The organism is Nocardioides perillae (assembly GCF_013409425.1).
Classification (GTDB): domain Bacteria; phylum Actinomycetota; class Actinomycetes; order Propionibacteriales; family Nocardioidaceae; genus Nocardioides; species Nocardioides perillae.
In genome coordinates, this window is record NZ_JACCAC010000001.1 from 147,998 (window position 1) to 164,709 (window position 16,712).

The 16,712-nt window shown below is 76.5% G+C and carries 16 protein-coding genes and 1 riboswitch; of the genes, 5 read left to right on the plus strand and 11 right to left on the minus strand.

Translation table 11 applies throughout. The features are described from left to right. Positions 1–50 precede the first annotated feature (50 nt). From BJ989_RS00725 to BJ989_RS00755, 7 genes are all read right to left on the minus strand, one after another. Positions 51–731 carry a methyltransferase domain-containing protein gene (locus tag BJ989_RS00725; RefSeq protein ID WP_179516585.1) on the minus strand — a complete coding sequence of 227 codons (681 nt, stop codon included), beginning with the start codon at positions 729–731 and terminating at the stop codon, positions 51–53. Then, entirely contained in the window at positions 728–2,878 is a 2,151-nt protein-coding gene (locus BJ989_RS00730) for an acyl-CoA dehydrogenase family protein (protein WP_179516586.1), read from the minus strand. Before BJ989_RS00730 ends, BJ989_RS00725 begins: the two co-directional genes overlap by 4 nt. Before the next feature lie 59 nt (positions 2,879–2,937). Beyond that, on the minus strand, positions 2,938–4,392 hold the full coding sequence (locus BJ989_RS18475; RefSeq protein ID WP_179516587.1) for an NlpC/P60 family protein: 1,455 nt from the start codon (positions 4,390–4,392) through the stop codon (positions 2,938–2,940). 387 nt (positions 4,393–4,779) lie between these two features. Next, positions 4,780–5,823: a phosphatase PAP2 family protein gene (locus BJ989_RS00740; protein WP_343048963.1), complete on the minus strand. Its 1,044-nt coding sequence runs from the start codon at positions 5,821–5,823 to the stop codon at positions 4,780–4,782. A 43-nt stretch (positions 5,824–5,866) separates the two neighbouring features. Beyond that, a complete protein-coding gene (locus BJ989_RS00745) occupies positions 5,867–6,895 on the minus strand; it encodes an ATP-binding cassette domain-containing protein (RefSeq protein ID WP_179516588.1) in 1,029 nt (342 codons plus the stop codon). A 1-nt stretch (position 6,896) separates the two neighbouring features. After that, the gene (locus BJ989_RS00750) at positions 6,897–8,549 is read right to left on the minus strand and encodes an ABC transporter permease (protein WP_343048964.1); all 1,653 of its coding nucleotides are present in this window, start codon (positions 8,547–8,549) and stop codon (positions 6,897–6,899) included. 4 nt (positions 8,550–8,553) lie between these two features. Beyond that, positions 8,554–9,651: a thiamine ABC transporter substrate-binding protein gene (locus BJ989_RS00755; RefSeq protein ID WP_179516589.1), complete on the minus strand. Its 1,098-nt coding sequence runs from the start codon at positions 9,649–9,651 to the stop codon at positions 8,554–8,556. Continuing rightward, positions 9,642–9,750: riboswitch (TPP riboswitch) on the minus strand. (Overlaps the previous gene by 10 nt.) Before the next feature lie 34 nt (positions 9,751–9,784). Between BJ989_RS00755 and BJ989_RS00760 the strand changes: the two genes are divergently transcribed. After that, a complete protein-coding gene (locus BJ989_RS00760) occupies positions 9,785–10,255 on the plus strand; it encodes a GNAT family N-acetyltransferase (RefSeq protein ID WP_179516590.1) in 471 nt (156 codons plus the stop codon). Here BJ989_RS00760 and BJ989_RS00765 read toward each other — a convergent pair. Next, on the minus strand, positions 10,228–11,379 hold the full coding sequence (locus BJ989_RS00765) for an MBL fold metallo-hydrolase (RefSeq protein WP_343048965.1): 1,152 nt from the start codon (positions 11,377–11,379) through the stop codon (positions 10,228–10,230). The genes BJ989_RS00760 and BJ989_RS00765 overlap by 28 nt on opposite strands. Positions 11,380–11,522: 143 nt before the next feature. On the opposite strand from BJ989_RS00765, the gene BJ989_RS00770 reads away from it, so the two are divergent. Both BJ989_RS00770 and BJ989_RS00775 read left to right on the plus strand, forming a co-directional pair. Continuing rightward, positions 11,523–12,242, plus strand: a complete 720-nt coding sequence (locus BJ989_RS00770; RefSeq protein ID WP_179516591.1) for an SDR family NAD(P)-dependent oxidoreductase — start codon at positions 11,523–11,525, stop codon at positions 12,240–12,242. Positions 12,243–12,328: 86 nt separating this feature from the next. Beyond that, on the plus strand, positions 12,329–12,508 hold the full coding sequence (locus BJ989_RS00775; protein WP_179516592.1) for a hypothetical protein: 180 nt from the start codon (positions 12,329–12,331) through the stop codon (positions 12,506–12,508). Positions 12,509–12,570: 62 nt separating this feature from the next. On the opposite strand, the gene BJ989_RS00780 is transcribed toward BJ989_RS00775, so the two are convergent. From BJ989_RS00780 to BJ989_RS00790, 3 genes are all read right to left on the minus strand, one after another. After that, entirely contained in the window at positions 12,571–12,744 is a 174-nt protein-coding gene (locus tag BJ989_RS00780) for a hypothetical protein (RefSeq protein ID WP_179516593.1), read from the minus strand. Positions 12,745–12,806: 62 nt separating this feature from the next. Then, positions 12,807–13,214 carry a hypothetical protein gene (locus BJ989_RS00785; RefSeq protein ID WP_179516594.1) on the minus strand — a complete coding sequence of 136 codons (408 nt, stop codon included), beginning with the start codon at positions 13,212–13,214 and terminating at the stop codon, positions 12,807–12,809. 51 nt (positions 13,215–13,265) lie between these two features. After that, positions 13,266–14,105 carry a DUF2470 domain-containing protein gene (locus tag BJ989_RS00790; RefSeq protein WP_179516595.1) on the minus strand — a complete coding sequence of 280 codons (840 nt, stop codon included), beginning with the start codon at positions 14,103–14,105 and terminating at the stop codon, positions 13,266–13,268. 164 nt (positions 14,106–14,269) lie between these two features. On the opposite strand from BJ989_RS00790, the gene BJ989_RS00795 reads away from it, so the two are divergent. Together BJ989_RS00795 and BJ989_RS00800 are read left to right on the plus strand one after the other, a co-directional pair. Continuing rightward, on the plus strand, positions 14,270–14,560 hold the full coding sequence (locus BJ989_RS00795) for a DUF1540 domain-containing protein (protein ID WP_179516596.1): 291 nt from the start codon (positions 14,270–14,272) through the stop codon (positions 14,558–14,560). Between the two features lie 157 nt (positions 14,561–14,717). Beyond that, positions 14,718–16,712 carry a SpoIIE family protein phosphatase gene (locus BJ989_RS00800; protein WP_179516597.1) on the plus strand — a complete coding sequence of 665 codons (1,995 nt, stop codon included), beginning with the start codon at positions 14,718–14,720 and terminating at the stop codon, positions 16,710–16,712.

The following is a 16,712-nucleotide window of genomic DNA, read 5'->3' on the forward strand; positions in this document are numbered from 1 at the left end:
CCACGGGGGTGGCCGCCGCCGCGTCGTTCCCGGGGGTGGCCCGGGGTGCGTCAGCCGCCCGTGCCGGAGAAGAAGGCGAAGGCCCCCGAGCGCTCGACCGCGACCTCGCGCACGCCCGCGGTCGTCAGCCAGCGGCGTACGTCGTCGCTCGAGCCGAGCGGGCCCAGCAGGCCTGCCGCCGCGCCCGCCCGGCGCAGGGGCTCGAAGCGCACGCCGGTGTCGGTCACCAGTGCGCTGCCGACGAGCCGGCCACCGGGGCGCAGCACGCGCGCGACCTCCCGCACGGCGCCCTGCGGGTCGGGGAAGCAGTGCAGGCCCGTCAGGCTGAGCACCAGGTCGAAGGCGTCGTCGTCGAAGGGCAGCGCGACCACGTCGGCCTCGCGGGTGGTCACCTGGTCGGACACGCCGCGGCGGCGGGCGGCCGCCCGGGTGCGCGCCAGCATGGCGGGGGCGAGGTCGACGGCGACGTAGTCGAGCCCCTGCCGGGGGCGCAGGCCACGCAGCGCCACCCCGCCGCCGCAGGGCACGTCGAGCACCCGGCTGCCGGCCGGCAACGCGCCCACCTCGTCGGCGGCGGCGTGCAGCCGGGCGAGGGGGCTGCCCGAGCCGAGGCGCCACAGCGCTCCGCCCACCCGGTCGTGCTCGACGAGCCAGTCGTAGACCGTCGCCCACGCGGGGTCGGTGTCCCAGCCGCCGACACCCGGCAGGGAGCGCAGCCCGGGCAGCCTCACGACACGGGGGCGGGCGACGGGGCCGCCGCGCCGGTGCCGACCGGGCCGACCAGGTCCGGCGCGCGCAGCACCTCCTCGGGCACGGCGAAGGCGTCGACCAGGTCGACCGCGATCGGGCGCAGCCGGCGGCACAGGTCGCTGATCTCGCGGCTGATGGCCTTCGAGCGCTGCGCCGAGAGGCGTCCGTGCTCGAGGAACCAGCCACGGTCGGCCTCGATCGTGGTGAGCGCGTGCAGGTCGCACAGCAGCCCGAGCGCGACCTTGGTGTCGCCGTCGGGCAGCGCCGCGACCGCGTCGGTGAAGGCCTCGAGCACGAGCCGCTCCACGTGGGCCCGCGCCATCGCGATCACGTGGTCCTGCACGCGGGAGAAGACCGCGCCCGGCTCCATGCCGTTGTCGATGCCGCGCTTGAGGCGTCGCGCGACGCCGGAGAGCATGTGCTCCTCGCGGAAGCGGAGCATGGCCAGCTGGTACTCGGTGTCGAGCAGGCCGGCCTCCTGGTCCCACTGCTCCCCGCCCGGCAGCAGGTCGCGCACCCGCTCGAGCAGCGTGTGGACGGCCGTGCGCTCGATGACGGTCTCGACGGCCAGGCCGGCGACGAAGCGGACCATGTCGAACTGGTCCATGTCGGAGAACTCGCTGGAGTAGTCGGTGAGCAGCCCCTTCGCCACCAGCTGCAGCAGGACGTGGTTGTCGCCCTCGAAGGTGGTGAAGACGTCGGTGTCGGCCTTGAGGGCGGCGAAGCGGTTGACGGCGAGGTAGCCCGCGCCGCCGCAGAGCTCGCGGCACTGCTGGATCGTGTGGGTCGCGTGCCAGGTGCCCAGGGCCTTGGTGCCGGCCGCACGCGACTCGAGGTCGCGCTTGGCGACGTCGCCGTCGGGCCCCTCCGCACCGCCGTGGGCGATCTCGTGCAGCTGCTCGCGCAGGACGTCCTGGGCGAAGTGCAGGGCGTAGGTGCGGGCGATCAGCGGGAAGAGCCGCCGCTGGTGCAGGCCGTAGTCGAGGAGCAGGTCCTCCTGGTCGTCACCGGTCGCTTCGAACTGCCGACGCCGCACGGAGTAGCGGGTGGCGATCGTCAGCGCGACCTTGGCGGCGTTGATGCCGGCGCCGCCGACGCTGACGCGGCCCTGCACGAGGGTGCCGAGCATGGTGAAGAACCGGCGGTTCGGGTTCTCGATCGCGGAGGTGTAGACACCCTCGGGCGACACGTCGGCGAACTGGTTGAGCAGCGCCTCGCGCGGCACCCGCACACCGTGGAAGGCCAGGCGACCGTTGTCCACGCCGTTGAGCCCCATCTTGAGGCCGTCGTCCTCGACCTCGACGCCCGGCAGCACCTCGCCGTCGCGGCGGATCGGCACGAGGAAGGCGTGCACACCGCGGCGCTCGCCGCCGACGTCGAGCTGGGCGAAGACCACGGCCATCTCGGCGTGCAGCGCGGCGTTGCCGATGTAGTCCTTGCGGGCCCCCTCGTGGGGCGTGGTGATCGTGAACTCCTGGGTCTCGGCGTCGTAGGTCGCGACGGTCTCGAGCGCCTGCACGTTGCTGCCGTGGCCGGTCTCGGTCATCGCGAAGCAGCCGAGGAGACGGCCCTCGACGACGTCGCGCAGGTGGGCGTCGTGGTGGCGCTCGGTGCCGAGCTGCAGCAGCGCGCCGCCGAAGAGGCCGAACTGCACGCCGACTTTCACCAGGACCGAGAGGTCGCCGAAGGCGAGGGTCTCGAAGGCCGCGACGGACGCGCCGACGTCACCGCCGCCGCCGTACTGCTCGGGGAAGCCGAAGCCGGTCTGCCCGGTCGAGGCGAGCTCGACCACGAGGTCCTTGACCCGCTCGCGGTAGTCGGCGTGGCTGAGGGTCTCGGCCTCCTCCAGGACCCCGGCGTGGGCGGCGAGGTTGCGGCGCACGAGGTCGCGCACCTCGGCGTGGCGACCGTCGAGCACGCGCGTCACCTCGGCCACGTCCACGCGGGGACCGTCGCCCGACCCGGGCTGCAGAGCCGGCTCGTCGCGGGAGCCGACCGGCGCCGCGGCGCGCACGGCGCCCTCGGCCTCGGTGGTGGCGCCCGGGTCGGTGCTGCCGGGCGTGCCCGGGCTGCCGGGGCTGCCGGGGCTGCCGGGAGTGGTCGTGGGCTGCGCGGCGTCGGTGGCCATGCCGTCCAAGTTACCCGCGGGGAACCACTGCCACTCGCGGTGCGGACGTGGCGCCGGCCTCAGGGTCGGGCGTAGAAGTTGGGCGGGATCCAGTAGTGCATCGAGACCTCCTCGACGTCGCGCCCCGTGCGCGGCGCGTGGACGATCCGGCCGCCGCCGGCGTAGAGCGCGACGTGGTAGATCGACGACGGCGACGACGAGGAGCCCCAGAAGACCAGGTCGCCGGGGCGCAGCTGCGAGCTGCGGACGGGGGTGGACTGCTCGTACTGCGCCACCGAGTAGTGCGGCAGCGCGCGACCGCCCTGCGCCCACGCCCGCATGGTGAGGCCGGAGCAGTCCCACGACGACGGGCCGGCTGCACCCCAGCGGTAGGGCTCGCCGATCTGCTGGCGGGCGAAGGCGACCGCCGCGGCCGCACCGGCGGCGGGAGCAGGCGGGTCGGGTGCGGGCTGGGGCGCAGGCTGGGGTGCGGGCTGCGGAGCCGGCTGGGGCGCGGGCTGCGGTGCGGGGGCCGGATCGGGCTGGGGTGCCGGCTGGGGTGCCGGCTGAGGTGCGGGCTGAGGTGCGGGCTGAGGTGCGGGCTGAGGTGCGGGCTGAGGTGCGGGCTGGGGTGCGGGCTGGGGTGCCGGCTGCGGCTCGGTCGCGCCGCCGGTCGGCGAGCCCGGGTCCTCCCCGGCCTGCTCCTGGAGGGCTGCCTCCTGCTCCGCGGCCTTGGCGGCGGCAGCAGCAGCGGCGGCCTCCGCCGCGGCGTCCTCGAGCGCCGACTGCCGCTGCTCGGCGAGGGCCACGGAGATGCCCTGCAGCGCTGCCAGCTCGGCGAGCAGGGCCGCCTTGCGGGTCGCCGTGTCGTCGGCGAGCACGAGGGCGGCGTGCGACGCCGACGCCGCGGCGTCGCGCCGGTCGCGGGCGTCGGCCTCGAGCGCTGCGGCGCGCTGCCGGGCCTCGGCGGCGCGTCCCGCGGACACCTCCGCGACCAGCGCGGTGGCGCGGAAGACGTCGTGGACCTCGTCGAGAGCCGCCTCGGTCTGGCGCGCGGTGGTCGTGCGCTCCACGAGCCCCGCCACGCCGTCGGCCTCGACGATCGCGCTGAGGGCTGCCAGACCGGGCGCGGAGGTGTAGGTGCCGACGACCGAGTCGGCGTACGCAGCGCGCCCGCGCTCGGCCTCGGCCCGCGCGGCGCGGGCGGCCCGGTCGGCGTCGCGGGCCTCGCGGCGCGCCTGCGCGAGGGCGTAGCGGGCACCGTTCCACGCCTCGGCGGCCTGCGCCGCGGCGACGGCGGCGTCCTGCAGGCGTTGGTTGGCCAGGACGAGGTCGGCCTGCACGGCCGCGACGTCGCGCGCCGCACCCGCGACCGCGCCGCGCGCGGCCTCGACCTCGGCCTGCGTCGGGGTCTCGTCGTCGGCGAGGGCCGGTGCCCCGGCGGTGCCGTTCAGGCCGGCGGCGAGCAGCAGCGTGGTCGCCGCCGCGGCCGCGGCGCGTCGCCCATGGGCTCCGGTCGTCCTCCTCGCACGCACGTGCCCGCCTCTCGACCCGGTGGAGCGCCACCGGTGCCGGGGCGCGACGTCACGGCGCCTCGAGCGGCTTCCCCACCGCTCGAGGCACAGCCGTCACGCTAGCCACATCCGACCCAGGAGGGAACACTTTCCTCCAATTTCTCACGACTCTCCGGCGTGTCGGCTTGCGAACCACACTGTTGTCATTCCCGTGCCGAGGGGTCATGTGCTGCGCACCCACCGAGGGGTCACGCACTGGACCGGGGCTCGCACGGCGGCCGCCGGCGCGGGATCGACGACCCCACCAGCGACCCCTCGCCGGGTCCGTGACCCCTCGCCGGGTCCGTGGCCCCTCGCCGGGTCCGTGACCCCTCGGCGAGAGCCCAGGCGGCGACCCCTCGGCGGGGGTCAGTCGTCGACGGGGACCGCGGAGGTGGTGGTGGTGGGGTGCGAGGCGAGGCCCTTGCGGTCGAACTTCTGCCCGCTCGCCAGGCCGCCGACATAGAAGGCGATGAGGGCGATGACGACGCCGCCGACGTCGTCCATCACGTAGTGCCAGCCGAAGTAGAGGGTGGCGACGACGGTGACGGCGAAGTTGACCCAGAAGACCCAGTGCACGATGCGGGAGCGGATCGTGTACTGCGCCATCAGGGCGAAGAGCAGCGTCACGCCGGTGTGCAGGCTCGCGAAGCCCGCCACCGACTGCACGGCGTCCTGCAGGTCGCGGTGCAGCACGGCCTCGCGCCCGTAGAACAGGGAGTCCATCAGCGTGCTCGTGCCCGTCTCGGCGAGGTCCTCGTAGAGCCAGGGGTACTCGAAGCCGGGTCCGAGCGTCGGCAGCAGGTAGTAGGACGCCGTCCCGAGGGTCCAGATGATCGACTGCGACGTGGCGAACCAGTAGCCGAAGGAGATGTTGCGCGACCACACGACCCAGGCCGCCATCGCCAGCGGCACCAGCGGCAGGAACCACAGGTAGATCGACGACAGCGCGTGCGCGATCGGGGCCCAGCCGAAGACCTCGTGCAGCACGACCGCCGGCTCGTTGCCGAGGAAGAGCCACTGGTCGATGAGGTGCAGCTCGCGGTCGTACTTGTTGGGCCCCATGACGAAGGGCAGCGCCGACTTGAGGTTCCGGTAGGCGACGTAGGTCGTGTAGAAGCACACGAGGCCCAGCACCACGAGCAGGATGCGGTCGCGGTTCCAGTGGGTGCGCCAGCGGTGCGCGGCGATCTCGCGCATGCGCCGTGGGTTGCCGCGCCCGCCCCACAGGGTGCGCGGCAAGAAGTCGAGCGCCAGCGCCCCGAGGATCAGCAGCGGCACCCGCACGACGGCGGGGCCGAGGAAGCCGTCGGGGTCGACGACGGGGCGACCGACCTGCCAGCCGACCAGCAGCGCCAGGGAGCCCATGGCGACGGCGATGCCGACGAGGAGGGCGTAGGCGCGGCGGTACACGCCGCTCACCATAGCCAGCGGCACCTGCCGGCTCCGAACGAGTTCAGCCCGGCAGCGCGGCGACCCTCGTCACATCGAGCGCGAGGGCGACGCGCTCGCCGGCGGCGGCGCTCGAACCGAGCGGGGCCACGGCGTCGACGGGCCCGACGCCGTCGAGCTCGACCTCCAGCCGCACCTGCTCGGGGGTCGCCCGCGCCGACAGCACGGTGCCCACCAGCCCGCCGTCCGGCCGTACGACGAGCGCGGAGCGCCGCAGCGCGAGCCCGGCGTCGCCCTTCCCCACCGTCGCCCCTCCCGCGGCCGCCGCGCGCACGCGCCGGGCGGGATCGCCGACGAGCACCCGGGCGTAGCCGAGGAAGAGGGCGGTGTCGGCGTCGGCGGGGTGGGCCCAGACGTCGGCGATCGGACCCTCCTGCACCAGTCGGCCCGCCCGCAGCACGGCGAGCCGGTCGGCGACGGTGAAGGCCTCGTCGTGGTCGTGCGTGACCGTGAGCGCCGTGGTGCCGGCCTCGCGGAGGATGGCCCGCAGGTCGAGCGCGAGGCGCTCGCGCAGCCCGGCGTCGAGCGCCGAGAGCGGCTCGTCGAGCAGCAGCAGGCGGGGGTCGGTCGCCAGCGCCCGGGCCAGCGCGACCCGCTGCCGCTCGCCGCCCGAGAGCGTGGCCGGCAGCCGGTCGGCGTGCGTGCCGAGCCCCACGAGGTCGAGCAGCTCGCCCACCCGCCGCCGCACCTCGGCGCGCGGGGCGCGGCGCAGGCGCAGGGGGTAGGCGACGTTGCGCGCCACCGTGAGGTGGCCGAAGAGCTGCCCGTCCTGGAACATCAGCGCGAAGCCGCGCCGGTGGGTCGGCACGCGGGAGACGTCGTCGCCGGCGGCGAGCACCCGGCCCGCGGCCAGCGGCTCGAGTCCCGCGACGGCGCGCAGCAGCGTCGACTTGCCGCAGCCCGACGGGCCGAGCACGGCCAGCACCTCGCCCGCCGGCAGGTCGAGCGAGACGCCCGCCAGCGCCGTCCGGCCGTCGTAGGCCACCGTCACGTCCTCGAGCCGCACCCCGACCGCCGTCCTCGCGCTGCCCACCTCAGAACGCTCCCACGCTCGGCACCCGCAGCCGCTCGACCGCGAGCACGACCACGGCGACGGTGGCGGCCAGCACGACCGACCCGGCGAGCGCGGCGCCCAGGTTGCCCTCGCCGGGGCTGCCGAGCAGACGGAAGACCACGACCGGCAGCGTTGGGCTCTCCTCGCGCGCGAGGAAGGAGGTGGCGCCGAACTCCCCCAGCGAGACGGCGAAGGCGAAGCCGGCCGCCGCGAGCACCGGTCGCCGCACGACCGGCAGGTCGACGACGAGCAGCGCGCGCCACGGGGCGGCGCCGAGTGTCGCCGCCGCCTGGCGCTGGCGGTCGTCCACGGCCGCCAGCACCGGCGCGACGGTGCGCACCACCAGCGGGAGGGCGACCAGCGCCTGGGCCAGCGGCACCAGCAGCGGGCTGTCGCGCAGGTCGAGCGGCGGCCGGTCGAGGGTGATGAGGAAGCCGAAGCCGAGGGTCACCGCGGAGACCCCGAGCGGCAGCACGAAGAGCGCGTCGAGTCCGGCGCGCACCCGCCGCTCGGCCCGTGAGCGCGACCGCCGGGTGACGAGCACGGCGACGAGCAGCCCCAGCGAGAGCGCCATCCAGGTCGCGTCGACCGCCGTGCGCAGCGACGTGGCGAGCGCCTCGGTGACCGGCACGAGCAGCGCGGGCGTGGCCTCGACCGACCCGAGCGCCCGGTAGTGCCGCAGCGTCCACGCCCCGTCGGCGCGCAGCGAGCCCGCGAGCAGCGTCGCGAGCGGCCCGGCGACCAGCACCACCACGAGCCCGGTGACCACCAGCGCCGGCGCGTCGGCCGGGCGCGGTCGCCGGGGGCGGGCGAGCTGGCGCTGACCGCTGGCCGGCACCCCCGACCGCAGCCGTTGGGCGAGCACCAGCAGCACGCTCACGACGAGCAGCTGCAGCACCGACAGCGCGGCCGCGGCCTGCAGGTCGAGCAGGTTGGTCGTCAGGAGGTAGACCTCGGTCTCGACGGTCGCGTAGCGCAGGCCGCCGAGCGTCAGCACGACGCCGAAGGCGGTCGCGCAGAAGAGGAAGACCACGCTGCCGGCGGCGACCACCGCGGGCCGCAGCGCGGGCAGCGTGACGGTGCGCAGCACCTGCCACGGCGTCGCGCCCAGCGCGGCCGCCGCCTCGGCCGGCCGCGGGTCGAGCCCCTCCCACGCCGCGCCGACGGCCCGCACGACCACCGAGACGTTGAAGAACGCGAGCGCCGCCACGATCGCGACCGGCGTGCCGTCGAGCCCCAGCCCGCCGAGCGGCCCGGCCTCGCCGAGCAGCTGGCGGAAGGCCACGCCGACCACCACGGTCGGCAGCACGAACGGCACGAGCACCCCGGCCCGCAGCGCCCGCACGCCGGGGAAGCGCAACCGGTGCAGGGCGTACGCCGCCGGCAGGCCCAGCGCCAGCGCCAGCGCCGTGCCTGCCGCGGCCGACCAGAGGGTGAACCACAGCACCCGCCGGGTGCGCGGGCGGGCGAGCACGTCGAGCACGCCGCCGAGGTCCCAGGCCCCGTCGGGACGGAAGCCGCGGTCGAGCATGCCCGCGACGGGCAGCAGGAAGAAGACCCCCAGCACCGCCACCGGCACCACCGCGAGCGCGGCGAGGCCGAGGAGCCGGCCCGCCGCGCCCTGCCCCGTCACGGGGTCACCCGGTGACGACGTCCGTCCACGTGCGCAGCCAGTCGTCGCGGTTCTCCGCGACCTCCGCCGGGTCCACCTCGTAGGGGGTCTCCGGGCGCTCCGCGAAGCGCGCCCAGTCGGCGGGCAGCTCGACGTCGTCGCGCACCGGGAAGACGTACATCGACTCCGGCAGCGCGGCCTGCACCTCGGGCGAGAGCAGCCACTCGAGCACGACCTCGGCGCCGGCGGGGTTGTCGGCGCCCTCGAGCACCCCGGCGTACTCGACCTGCAGGAAGCAGGTGTCGAGCAGGGCCGCGGTGGTCGTGCCGCCCCGGCCGTCGAGGGTGAAGGCCGGGGAGGAGTCGTAGGACACGACGATCGGGCGTGCGCCGTCGCCGCCGCCCGCGGTGAAGTCGACGTAGTAGGCGTCCGACCAGCCCGGCACGACCTCGGCGCCGTTGTCGACGAGGTCGCGCCAGTAGTCCGGCCAGTCGTCGCCGTACTCGGCCACCGTGCTCAGCAGGAAGGCCAGGCCGGGCGAGCTGGTGGGCGCGCCCGGGGTGACCAGCAGGTCGCGGTAGCGCGGGTCGACGAGGTCGTCGAGCGTCTGCGGCGGCTCGAGGCCCTCGCGCTCGAACCACGCGGTGTCGACGTTGACGCAGACGTTGCCGTTGTCGACGGGCAGCAACCGGTCGCCGCCCTCCTCCAGTGCGTAGGCCTCGGCGCCCGGCGGCAGCGCGACGGAGGACTCGGCGAAGACGCCCTCTTCCAGGGCTCGGGAGGCGAAGGTGTTGTCGACGCCGAAGGCGAGGTCGCCGGTGGGGCTGTCCTTGGTCAGCACCAGCCGGTTGGTCAGCGTGCCGGCGTCGCCGCTCGCGCGCTGGGTCAGCTGCAGGCCGCTCTCGGCCTCGAAGTCGGCGACGAGCTCCTCGGGCAGCGCGAAGGACTCGTGGGTCACGAGCACCACCTCGCCGGTCGGTCGGCCGGCGGAGCCGGTCGGGTCGGAGGCGGGCGCCGCCTCGTCACCGCCCCCTCCGGTGAGGGTGCAGGCGCTGAGCAGGGCTGCGGTCAGCAGTCCGCTGGTGAGCGTGGTCGTGGTGCGGGCGCGCGCGGGCAGGCGCATCGTGGACTCCCTTCGCCGGTGCTAGCCGGAGCAGGTTCGGAGGGTCTGCGGCTGGTCCGCACTCTCAGCACGCTCGCGCGTGCTCCCCTGTCTGTGCCGCCCAGCGTAGCCCTGCGCTCGTAGGGTGTGCGCCGTGACCCCGACCCCCGGCCCGACCGTCCGCGACGTCGGCTTCGACGACCTCGACGCACGCACGGCGTACGCCGTGTGGCGGCTGCGCCAGGACGTCTTCGTCGTCGAGCAGGAGTGCCCCTACCCCGACCTCGACGGCCGCGACCTCGAGCCCTCGACGCGGCACCTGCTGCTGGAGCGCGACGGCGGCCTCGTCGGCTACGCGCGGGTGCTCGACGAGGGCGACCACGCCCGCGTCGGGCGGGTGCTGCTCGACCGCTCGGCGCGCGGGCAGGGCCTCGCCGACCTGCTGCTGCGGACCGCGCTCGAGGGCCTCGAGCAGCGCGAGGTGCGGCTCGACGCGCAGTCGCCGCTCGCCGACTGGTACGCCGGCTTCGGCTTCGAGGTCACCGGACCGGAGTTCCTCGAGGACGGCATCGGCCACCTGCCGATGCGCCGGCCCGCTCAGCCGGCCGCGGGCACCAGCGCGTAGCCCACCGCGCCCTCCGCGTCGGTCTCGGCCGTCGCCTCGCCGCGGGCGACGAGCAGGCGCAGGTGCGCCTGGGTCTCCATCACCGCGAGGGCGCTGTCGAAGACGCCGAGGTCGGCGTACGCCGTGTCCCTGCTCGTCCACGGCAGCACCCGGGCGACCTCGAGCGCCGTGGCCGCCCCGCCGCGCACCGCCGCGGCGCACCGGGCGAGGCGCTCCTCGTGGTGGGCCAGCAGCTCGTCGACGCGCGCGTGGGCGCTGGCGACGACCGGGCCGTGCGCCGGCAGCAGCCGGGCGTCGGGCAGCCCGCGGACCTTCGTGAGCGAGGCGAGGTAGTCGCCCAGGGGCAGCTCGGCCGGCACCGGCTCGAAGCCGATCGACGGCGTGATGTGGGGCAGCACGTGGTCGCCCGCGAAGAGCAGGCCCGCCGCGCGGTCGGCGAAGACGAAGTGGCCCTGGGTATGCCCGGGGGTCGCGACGGCGTCGATCGTGCGCGAACCGACCGCGACGGTGTGGTCCCCGTCGAGCCAGTCGTCGGGGTAGGAGAAGAGGGCCTCGTCGGGCTCCTCGTCGCCGAGCACCATGCCCCAGGCGCGGGCGAGGTCGTGGGCGCCGGCGGCCCGCAGCTGCGCCGCGGCGGGGTCCTCCGACAACCCGCCCTCCGCGGCCGCGCGCACCAGGTCGAGCGTCGGCTTGTCGCCCAGCCCGAGGCTGACCCGCGCCAGGCCGAGGTCGCGCCGCACGGTCACCGCCTGCGTGTAGTGGTCGCGGTGCACGTGGGTGACCAGGAAGCGGGTGACGTCGCGCAGGTCGTGGCCGATCGAGCGCAGGCACGACTCGAGCAGCGTGCGCGACTCCGGGATCGCCCAGCCGCCGTCGACCAGCGTCAGACCCTCCTCGGTCTCGAGGACGTAGACGTTGACCGCCCGCAGGCCGTCCATCGGCAGCGGCAGCGGGATGCGGTGGACGCCCTCGGCCACCGGCCACGCGCCCGGCTCGGTCCACAGCAGCCCCGAGTCCGCGCTCACCTTCGAGGCGAGCCCGGCCGGGGTGGGGCCCGAGGCAGGGGTCGGGGCGGGGGCTCGGGCAGCGGCTGGGGCGGGGGTCGGGACGGGGTCGGGGCGCACCCGGCCGACCCTAGGCCAGCCGGTCGCGGGGGCGAGGAGGCGGCCGACCGCGTCCCGGCACCCACGACGCCGCGGGGGCACCCAGGTGCTGGCTACGGTCGCAGGCGACGAGCGGGCCACCGGGCCCGGGCGAGGAGGCGGCGGTGCGGCTCGAGGGTGCGAAGGTCCTGGTCTGCGGGGCGTCGGGGGCACTGGGGGGTGCGCTCGCCCGGGCCCTGCACGCGCAGGGGGCGCAGGTGGTGGGTGCCGGGCGCGACCCCGACCGGGTCGCCGCCGTGGCCGCCGAGCTCGGCACCGAGGGGCTGACGCTCGACGTGGTCGACACCGACGCCTGCGCGGCGACGGTCGAGCAGGCGGTGGCCGCGCTCGGGGGGTTGGACCTGCTGGTCGTGACCGTGGGCGTCGCGGGCTTCGGCCGCGCCGTGGAGGCGGACCCCGCGGTCGCCGAGGAGCTGCTCGCCGTCAACGCCCTCGGTCCGATGGCGCTGGTGCGGGCCGCCGGACCGCACCTGACCGAGGCCCCGGGCGGGGAGGGCGTCGCGGTGGTGCTCTCCGCCGTGCTCGCCGACCTGCCGACCGCGGGGATGGCGGAGTACTCCGCCGCCAAGGCCGCGCTCTCCGCCTGGCTCGACGTGGTGCGTCGCGAGGAGCGCCGCTCCTTCCGCGTGCTCGACGTGCGCCCGCCGCACCTCGACACCGACCTCGAGACCCGCGCGCTCGCAGGCGAGCCGCCGCGGCTGCCCGCGCCGTACCCGTCGTCGCGGGTGGTCGAGGTCGTGCTCGAGGCGCTCACCAGCGACGCGCGCGAGGCCCGCACCGCCAAGGCCGCGGTCGTCGAGGGCGGCGAGCTCGTCCTGCGCTGACGTCGGGCGGGTCCGCGTGCGGCGCGGCCCGGCGGGTACCTCCCGACGACGGGACCACCACGGCCCCCAGGGAAGGGAGACCCACCATGACCGCACTGACCAGGATCGCGAGCGGACTGCTCGGTCGAGGCCGCGGAGGCGCCGTCGGCGCCCGCCCGGCACGTCGCCCCGCCGGGGGCGTGGGCGGGATGCGCGGCGCCGGCACCGCGGGCACCGACGCAGCCATCGGGCGCGGCGTGCGCTCGCTGCTGCGCCGCCGCCGCTGAGGCGCGGGCGCAGCAGGCAGCGGGGAGCGCCTCGGGGCACCGCCCCGGGGCGCTCCTGTGCGTCAGGGGCAGCCGAGGAAAGCCGTGAGGTCGGAGGTCGAGCAGCGCGACGCCCCGGCGCCGCCGAGCGGGCCGCCGGGCGCCTCGGCCCAGCGCACGGTGCCGACCGCGACCAGCACCACGAGCAGGGCGGGCAGCCAGGCCCAGGCCAGCGTCCGCAGCACTCCGTCTCCCATGCCCGCCCAACGAGGCGGCGACGGGCCGGGTCACGCTCCGCGTGCGGTGGTCCGGACCGGCGTCACCCGCAGGCGAGGGCCTCGCGCACCTCGTCGGTCTGGTCCGACGGCACCGAGCTGCTGCGGTCGACCAGCGCCCCGTCGGGGCCGGTCACGAGGGTCAGCACCACGCCCGAGTCGTGCTCCCACAGCAGCTGCTCGCCGCCGTCCGAGCCCTCCGGCACGGTGCTCGTGGGCTCGCCCAGCAGCTCGACGGCCGCGTCGGCGTCGGCCAGGTCGCGGGTGTCGCACCAGTGGTCGAGCCACTCCTGCGGCACGCCGGGGCCGCCGAGGTCCTCGATCTCGCCGGGAGGCGGCGCGACCGCCCCGGGGCCGTCCTGGTCGTCGCCGCTGCAGCCGGTGAGCAGGAGGCCTGCGAGGGCGACGGCCGCGAGGGCGGCCCGGACCGGGCGGACAGGCGAGGTCGTCACCCCGCCGACCCTAGGCCATCGGCGCGCGCGCACGCGGCGGCGGGAGCGGGCTCAGGGACGGGGCGCCACGACGCCCGCCAGCCGGCCGAGCGCGAGGGCGGCCTCGCGGGGGGTGGTCGCCGGGCGGTCGAAGGGCAGGCGCAGGTCGGGGCCCGTGGCCGGGCGCAGGACCAGGCCGTGCCGGTCCACGAGCAGGGGGCGGGGCGTGCCCGCGGCCGTCGACCCCGGGCGCACCGACTCGGCGAGCGCCCGCAGCGCCTCGCCGTGGTCGCGGGCGAGGTGGGTCAGCCAGGCGGCGGCCGAGCCGATCAAGGCGTCCGCGCGGGCGGCCCGCACGTCGGCGACGGGCACCTCGCGCCACGCCGCCGCGGCCGGACCCTCGGGCACCTCGACGCGCCACTGCAGCGACGCGCTCGTCGGCTGCAGCCGCACGAGGTGCGAGAGCGGGGCGTCGCCGTCGCCCTGCAGGTGGGCGAGCAGCGCGGGGTGGACCGGCCCCGACGCGGGCCCGAGCCTGCCGGTCAGGTGCACGCGACCGCGCACGCGGTCGGCGAAGGGCAGGTCGGCCAGGTCGGTCGCGGTCACCGTCGCCTCGACGGCCGGCAGGCCGGGCATCGCCGCGAACGCGGCCGCGGCCGAGCCCTCCGGGGCCAGGAAGAGCAGCGACCCGTCGAGGTCGACCACGTGGCGGTGCACCGGGTGCTGCGCCGCGGCGACCCCGACGGTGATGCCGGTGGCCGCGGCGAGCACCGAGCGCACGCGCTCGGCGGGCGACGGGAGCGACGGCAGGTCGGCGGCGACCCGGTCGGCCCCGGCGGCGGACGCGGCGCGGCGCGAGCGGCGTACGGCGTCGCGGCGGGCGGGGTCGCGGGGCGCGGGGGTGCTGGTCACGGGTCTACCTCCGGGAGGCGTCGCAGCGGTCGGCCCGGCGAGAGCACCGAGCAGGAGAGGTAAGGCTTGCCTAACCATGCCTGAGGGCGGAGCCGTTCCGCAAGCCGTTGAGGCCAGCCTCACCTTGCTGGACAGCCCCCGCCCGCGGGGGCACCGTGGTGTCCATGACCCTCACTGCCGACGTCTCGACCTGCAGCGTCGAGAGCTGCTCCTACAACCACGACGAGCACTGCGCCGCCGACGCCATCACGGTGGGCGGCAGCAACGGCCACGCCACCTGCGCCACCTTCGTCTCCCTCGACTCCGACGGCGGGCTTCCCACGGTGCGCTCGCACGTCGGTGCCTGCCAGCGCTCCGACTGCGCGCACAACCGCGACCTGATGTGCAGCGCGGAGTCGGTGACGATCGGCTGGTCGGGCGCCGAGGCCGACTGCCTCACCTACACGACTGCCTGACCGCCTCTGCGTCGCGGCGCCCGCCGGCCCGCGGCGGGTCCACCTCACCCCTGCGGCCACCCGTCCGGCACACTCGGCGGCAGCGGGTTTGGGGCCCGGTTCCCGGCGGTACCTCCCCGACGACCCGCCCAGGTGCGACGTGGTTGGAGGAGGCGCAGTGACACGCAGCGGAGGCGCTGCGGACCGCGAGGACACCCTGGCGGCCGGCGAGGCGTTCGAGGCGATGCCCGTGGCGCTCGCACGCCTGCGCGGTGCCGACCTCCGCTTCGCCGCGGCCAACGCCGCCTACCGCGCACTGGTGGGCACCGAGGACCTCCTCGACCGGCCGGCCCGCGAGGTGCTGAGCGAGGACGGCGAGCAGCGGCTGCTCCCGGCCATCGAGCGCGTGCTCGCCACGGGGCAGCCTGCCTCGTCGGTCGAGCGCCACGTCGTCGTCGCGGGCGGGCGCGGGCTGTGGCTCGACTCCGTGCTGGCCCCCGTGCACGACGACGACGGCGCCCTGGTCGGCGTCGACGTCTACGCCGCCGACGTCACCGAGCGCGTCGAGGCCCGCCTCGAGGCCGAGCAGCGCGCGCGCCACGCCGAGTCGAAGTACGCCCGGGCGCGCGAGCTGGTCGTCGCCATGCAGGACGCCATGCTCCCCCACGGGGTGCCGATCCTGCCCCACGTCGACGTCGCCGCCCGCTACCTGCTGGCCGAGGGCGACACCCGCGCCGGCGGTGACTGGTTCGACGCCCTCGTCCTCGACGACGGCCGGGTCGCACTGGCCGTCGGCGACGTGGTCGGCCACGGCGTCGCCGCCTCCACCGTCATGGGTCAGCTGCGCGCCGTGCTGCGCGCGGCGGTCTGCGAGCACGGCGACCCGCTGCGCGCCGTCGAGTTCCTCGACCGCTACGCCCGGGCCGACCCCGCGGCCTCGTCCACCTCGCTGGTGCTCGCCGTGCTCTCCGCCGACGCCGACCGCGTCGACTACGTCACCGCCGGCCACCCGCCGCCGCTCGTCGTCCCGGCGACGGGCCAGCCGCGCTTCCTGCCCGGCTCGGGCTCCGGCACGCTCGGCAGCGGCCTGCCCTTCCACCAGGTCCGCGAGGACCTCGACCCCGGTGACCTGCTCGTCCTCTACTCCGACGGCCTGGTGGAGCGCCCCGGTCGCACCGCCCCGCACAGCTCGCTCGAGCTCGTCACCGCCGCTCGCGAGGCGCGCGACGCCGTGGGCGGGCGACACGCGCGCGGCAGCACCGGCGCCGACGCCGTGTGCGAGGAGGTGCTCGACCGGCTGACGCGCCGCACCGGCTACGCCGACGACATCTCGGTGCTGGCCGTGCAGCGTCGCGACGGCGAAGGCGGACCCGGCCCGGCGCCGCACCTCGAGCTGGTCATCGACGTCGAGGCCGGGCGCCGTCAGGACGTCCGGGAGGCGCGCGCCGCGATCACGGAGTGGCTCGAGGACCTAGGCGTCGGTGATGCCGACGCGATGGCCCTCACCCACGCCGCCCACGAGATCGTCACCAACGCCGTCGAGCACGCCTTCGCCGAGGAGGGCGAGCCCGACCACGGCCCGGTCCCGGTGCCGTCGCGCTCCGGCACCGTCACGGTGGAAGGCCGCGTGCGCCGCGACGGCCGGCTCGACCTCGAGGTGCGCGACGACGGTCGCTGGCGACCGCCCGTGGCCCGCTCGACCGCGCGCGGCGACCGGGGCCGGGGCCTGGCGATGGCGGCCGCGCTCGTCGACGACCTCGCCGTGGTCGGCCGCGAGGGCGGCACGCGCGTCGTGCTCACCCACCACGCCCAGCGCGCCGCGACCCTGCTGACCGGCCAGGGCGGCTACGACGACGAGCACGTCGGCGACTTCGACCTCGAGGAGACCTCGAGCGGCGACCGCACCACCGTGCGCGCCTACGGCGAGCTCGACCTCGCCGCCACGGCCGAGCTCGAGTCGGCCCTGCTCGCCGCACCGCGCGGCGCCGGGTCCGAGCTCGTCGTGGACCTCTCCGAGGTCACGCTGCTGTGCAGCGCGGCGGTGCAGGTGCTCAGCGAGGCGCTGCGCCGCGACGACCGCGTCGGCGTCGGGCAGACCACCCTGCTCGCCGAGGTCGGCAGCCCGGCGCAGCGGGTGCTCGACCTCGTGCGGCTCCCCCACCGCACTGCCTGA

Excerpts from the sequence above, each read along its gene's own strand:
- BJ989_RS00730 (WP_179516586.1), bottom strand. The coding sequence starts at position 2,878 with ATGGCCACCGACGCCGCGCAGCCCACGACCACTCCCGGCAGCCCCGGC.
- BJ989_RS00755 (WP_179516589.1), bottom strand. The coding sequence starts at position 9,651 with ATGCGCCTGCCCGCGCGCGCCCGCACCACGACCACGCTCACCAGCGGA.
- BJ989_RS00775 (WP_179516592.1), top strand. The coding sequence starts at position 12,329 with ATGACCGCACTGACCAGGATCGCGAGCGGACTGCTCGGTCGAGGCCGC.
- BJ989_RS00780 (WP_179516593.1), bottom strand. The coding sequence starts at position 12,744 with ATGGGAGACGGAGTGCTGCGGACGCTGGCCTGGGCCTGGCTGCCCGCC.
- BJ989_RS00795 (WP_179516596.1), top strand. The coding sequence starts at position 14,270 with ATGACCCTCACTGCCGACGTCTCGACCTGCAGCGTCGAGAGCTGCTCC.